This window comes from Protofrankia sp. Cr1, from assembly GCF_963555865.1.
In the GTDB taxonomy this organism is placed as follows: Bacteria; Actinomycetota; Actinomycetes; order Frankiales; family Frankiaceae; genus Protofrankia.
In genome coordinates, this window is the sequence record NZ_CAUVXO010000216.1 from 3,950 (window position 1) to 8,614 (window position 4,665).

1 protein-coding gene and 1 pseudogene are annotated in these 4,665 nt (G+C 69.1%); both read left to right on the top strand.

Annotated elements, in window-relative coordinates; all coding sequences use genetic code 11:
- Positions 1 to 36: 36 nt before the first annotated feature.
- Positions 37 to 3,831, top strand: a complete 3,795-nt coding sequence (locus U9980_RS16630) for a hypothetical protein (RefSeq protein WP_322768753.1) — start codon at positions 37 to 39, stop codon at positions 3,829 to 3,831.
- An 11-nt stretch (positions 3,832 to 3,842) separates the two neighbouring features.
- Positions 3,843 to 4,665: pseudogene (locus U9980_RS16635) on the top strand (hypothetical protein); the annotation flags it as partial.

Here is a 4,665-nt window from a genome sequence, read left to right on the forward strand (position 1 = left end):
ACCTGGCGGTTCTCGCAAAGCTTCCCCACACTGCCAATGTCGATCGACTTCCGGGCACCGCTGCACTCCACGCCCAGCCCGCTGCTGGATCTGCTCACGCTGACCGGCGCGGCCTTCGCGCTGTCGACCCACGACCACGTGGACGACGTACAGGGGGCGTCCCTGCCGGCCGGTCTCGCCTTCGTCGCCCGATTACGGCTGGTCGGGCTCTTCGGCGCGATCGAGCACACGCTCGGTGGCGGGATGGAAGACCTGGTGATCGCCGGTCCCGTCCTGTCCGCGCCGCCGGTGCCCACGACGACGCCGCCGCCGGTGGAGCCCGTCGTGCCCGTCCCGAGCCCGACCCCGCTGCCCGGCATCAACCTGACGGCGGCGCTCGATGTGGCGGCCTCCATCGGCCCGATCTCGCTACGGGACGTAACGCTTGCGCTCTACTGCCCGCCGAACGCCGACTGGCTCGCCCAGCACCCGCAACGGCCACCCGCGGTCTTCTTCGGCGGGAAGCTGCAGGTGAGCGACAAACTTGTCGTCGACGTGTGGGCCGCGCTGCCCCCCGGCGGCGACTCCGTGCTGCTCACCGCCGAGCCCGAAGGTGGCGTCAGCGGAATCGACCTCGGCGATCTCGCCGGACTGCTTGGCGGCGACGAGCTGGCCGGCCAGCTCGGCCAGCAACTTGGCAGCGTCGGCCAGGTCACGCTGCGTACTCTGACGCTCGGCCTGTCCGGCACGTTGCCCGCGCTCGACGACGTTTCGGTCACGGTGGGTCTGGACGGGGTGCGCTGGGCGCCCTTCGGGGACATCCTCGAAATCATCGATCTTGAGGCGATGGTCACGGCGACCAGCCCGCTCTCGGCGGACCGATCGGTTCAGGTGGTCCTCGTGGGCAGGTTCGCGATCGAGGATGTACCGTTCACGGCCGTGGTCACCCTGCCGGACTTCACCGTCGCGGCCGACATACACGCGCAACCAACCCTTCCCCTGGCCACCCTGATGCGCACCTACCTGCCGGACGTGCCGCCGGTCGGCGACCTGACGGTGGACCGTCTGCTGCTCGCTGCACGCCCGGGTGACTTCTACACCGTGTCGGCCCGGCTGGCCCCGCGGCCGGCGGCGTGGACGCTGGACCTGGGGCCAGAGAAACTGACGGTCAGTGACGTCGGATTGACGCTCGGCTATACGGCGGGCTCCGGGTTCAGCGGCGCGTTCAGCGGCCGGCTCGCCCTGGCCGGGGTTGACCTCGACGTGGGCTTCCAGGTGCCCGGCCCGTTCGCGCTGCGCGCTGACCTGCCGCGCCTCGGCCTGCGGGCACTCCTCGGCGAGCTCTGCGACCAGCAGATCCCGTGGCCGCCCGGCTTCGACATCGTTCTGGACCATGCGCGGATACGCCTGGACAAGCGCGGCGCCGACCTCGGGCTCATGCTCGGCGCGCAGGTCGAGGGCTTCGGGAGCCTCGCGGTCGACATCCGCCGCGCCGGCACGGGCTGGGGCTTCGCCGCCGGTTTCGCGCTGCCGACCGGTTGGCGGCTCGCGGCGCTGAGCCAGGACCTCGCGCCACTGGACGACGCGTTCCGGTTCACGCGGATGGTGCTGGTCGTCGCCTCGTTCGACGATCCGGCCTTCACCTTCCCCGACCTGTCCGCCTTCGGCGATCCCGCCATCACCACCCCGCGGATCGCCCTGCCCGCGAGTGCAGCACCGGGCGTAAAGGCCGGCGTCAACGTCTTCGCGGAGATGGACGTCGGCGGTGACCGCGGGCTGGAGTTGATTAAGAACAGCCTGCACCTCGACCACGCCACCCTCGACGTCCTGGTGCAGGTCGGTGAGAACCCGGCGAACGTCCTGCTGTCGGCGGGCCTGTCCGGCTCGTTCAACGACAACCTGGCGTTCACCGGCGCGCTGCGTGTGCAACTGGTCGGCGGCTCACCATCGATCGGCCTGTTCGGCCGGGTGGCGCTGGAGGCGGACGGCCAGCCGCTGGTGTTCACCGCACAGCTGGACGTCGGCCCGAACGGGGCCCTGCTCGCGGGCACGATGCCGGCGCCCTGGAAGGGAGCGTTCGGCGTCGATGGGCTGACGCTGTCCGACCTCGCCCTGCTCGTCGGTATCAGCTGGGAGCTGATACCAGCGATCGGCATCGCCGCGACCGTCAGCCTCGGCGCCTTCGCAGGCTCGGCGGCGGTGCTGTTCGACGCCACCGTGCCGTCCAGGAGCCTGCTCGCCGGCAGCGTGTCCGACCTCGGTCTCGACGACGTGGTGGCCACCCTGCTCGGCGGCCAGGTCGAGGTGCCAGCCGAGATCGGCCCGGTGCTCAGTGGCTGCCGGCTGGAAGGGGTGCACCTGTTCGACGTGCCGGCCGCCCTCGCCGCCGACTTCGACGGCGCCGCGCTCACGCCGGCGATCACGGCGGCGTTCCTCAGCGCTAGCAAGGTCGCCCTGCCCGCCGCGACGTCGACGCTCCTGACGGTCGCCGAACCGGGGCGGCGTTGGCACCTGACCGACCGGACGGCCCTGCGGCACTACGGGATCGCGCGGCAGGGCGACGTGCTCGCGGTATCGCTCGACGTCCAGATCTACATCGCGCCGGAGCCGACGATGATCGGGCAGCTGGTGTTCCCGCAGGGCATCCGGCTCGCGGCGAACCTCGCCGCGTTCGGCTTCGGGGGATCTGTCGACGTGGACGTCGACCCCAACGCCGGTATTGCGCTCGACGCGACGATCAAGCCGATCAGTGTTGACCCGATCTTCGCCCTCACCGGCTCGGGCGGCGAGGGTGGCCCGCGGCTGTCGCTCGCCACCTACGACGCCCCGACGGGGGCCATACGCGGGCCCCACTGCCTCGTCTCCGGCGCGGTGACCATGCTCGGTTTCACCCGGGACGTGGACCTGCGGATCAGCCGCGACGGCTTCACGCTGTCGCTGTCGGCATCGCTGTTCGGCACCTTCGATGCCAACGTGACAGCGAGCTGCCCGTTGCGGAACTTCGCCGCCGCTGACCTGAGCGTCGAGGCGGCGATGCACAACGACTTCCTGAACCTCGTACGCACCCGCGGGAGCGCCGCGATCCAGAGCGCCGCCGGGGACGCCACGCGCGCCATCGGTGACGCCCAGCGACAGGTGAACAACGCCCAGGCGAACGTCGGCCGCATCCAGGCCCAGATCGACCCGCAGGTGGCCCAGATCCGGCGGGAGCGCGCGCAAGCCGACAACGCCCTACGGAACGCCCAGGCCGACGTGGACTCGATACAGCGTCAGATCGACGGCGAGCAGCGCACCATCAACGGCCTCAACCACGACATCGACGGCCTCAAAGGCCAGCTCTCCTGGTGGAACGCCAGTTGGATCGGACCACAGATCCTGGACAAGGGCAGGCAGCTCGCCCAGCACCAGATCACCTTCGGCGGCGAACAGGCAACGCTCGGCACCGCCCTGGGAACCCTGCAAGCCTGCCGGGCCGCGGTGACGACCACCCCGATCGAGGCCGACCCGCGGGTCTCAGGACTGTACGCCGAGCTCGGCGTTGCCCAGGGGACGTTCACGGCCGCCCAGGGCGTGCTGACCCAGACCCGGGCCGCCGTGGGCGGGATGGCCGCCGCGGGCACCTGGCTTGCCGACAACGGACCCGACCACCTGCTGGATGTCACCAAGGCGTCGTTCCAGGGCTCGCTCAGGCTGGTGGGCGGCGGGAAGGTGACGATGAGCGTCGCCTACACGCTCATGAACCAGCACGGCGCGGCGGCTGTCGCGTTCGACTTCCATGATGTGGAGAACGGTTTCGTCGCGCTGGTCGACATCCTGAAGCAACAGGCCGGCGCCACGGCGCCCCGCGGTTGAGGAGAGCAGTGATGTACAGCCACGTGCGATTCGTGTTCTACGAGACCGACACCCATCAGCAGTATCGACCGTCCTGTCTGCCCAAACCGGTCGACTTCGGCACAGAGGCGCAAATCCGAGCACGGTATCTGCTGGAGGTCGCCCGATTCATCGCGAAGAAGATCGCCGACGATCCCGTCACCGTCAACGGGACGGTTCTCAACGTCTTTCTCGCGCCGGAGTTCTACTTCCGCTCGTCGCAGGGCCAGCAGAGCGGACACAACCACTACGGATATTTCGATGTCCAACAGGCCCAGCATTCAATCAAGGATGCGGTCCGCAGTGACAGCCTGTTCAACGACTGGCTGCTGGTCCCCGGAACGGCGGTGTACAGCAAGCAGACATTCGACTCCCAGGGATTCTTCAAATACGTCATCTTCAGCGAGGCCTACGCCGTGGCGCGGGTCTCGGCGCAGGTCACGACGGGAAACCAGCTCTTCCACTGGACCTGCATGAAGCAGGACTTCTCCGACGTGGACCATCTCGACAACGACGTCAACGCCATGAGCACAGGCAAGACAAGCGCCCAACACGCCCACCGTCAGATCATCTCCGTTGGTGGCCTCGACATCGGGATCGAGATCTGTCTGGATCACAGAAGCGAGGTGCTCAAGACCACGGCGGTCGCCCAGCAACCCGCCCGGAACGTGGACATCCAGCTACTGCCCGCCTGTGGGATGGACGCCATCCCGACGAGCGTTGCGGCCCGGACCGGTGGCTACGTGCTGCGGTGCAACGGCAACAACTACCAGCCGCCGCGGGGGAAGGCCTACCAGGTCGGGGCCTGGCCGAACG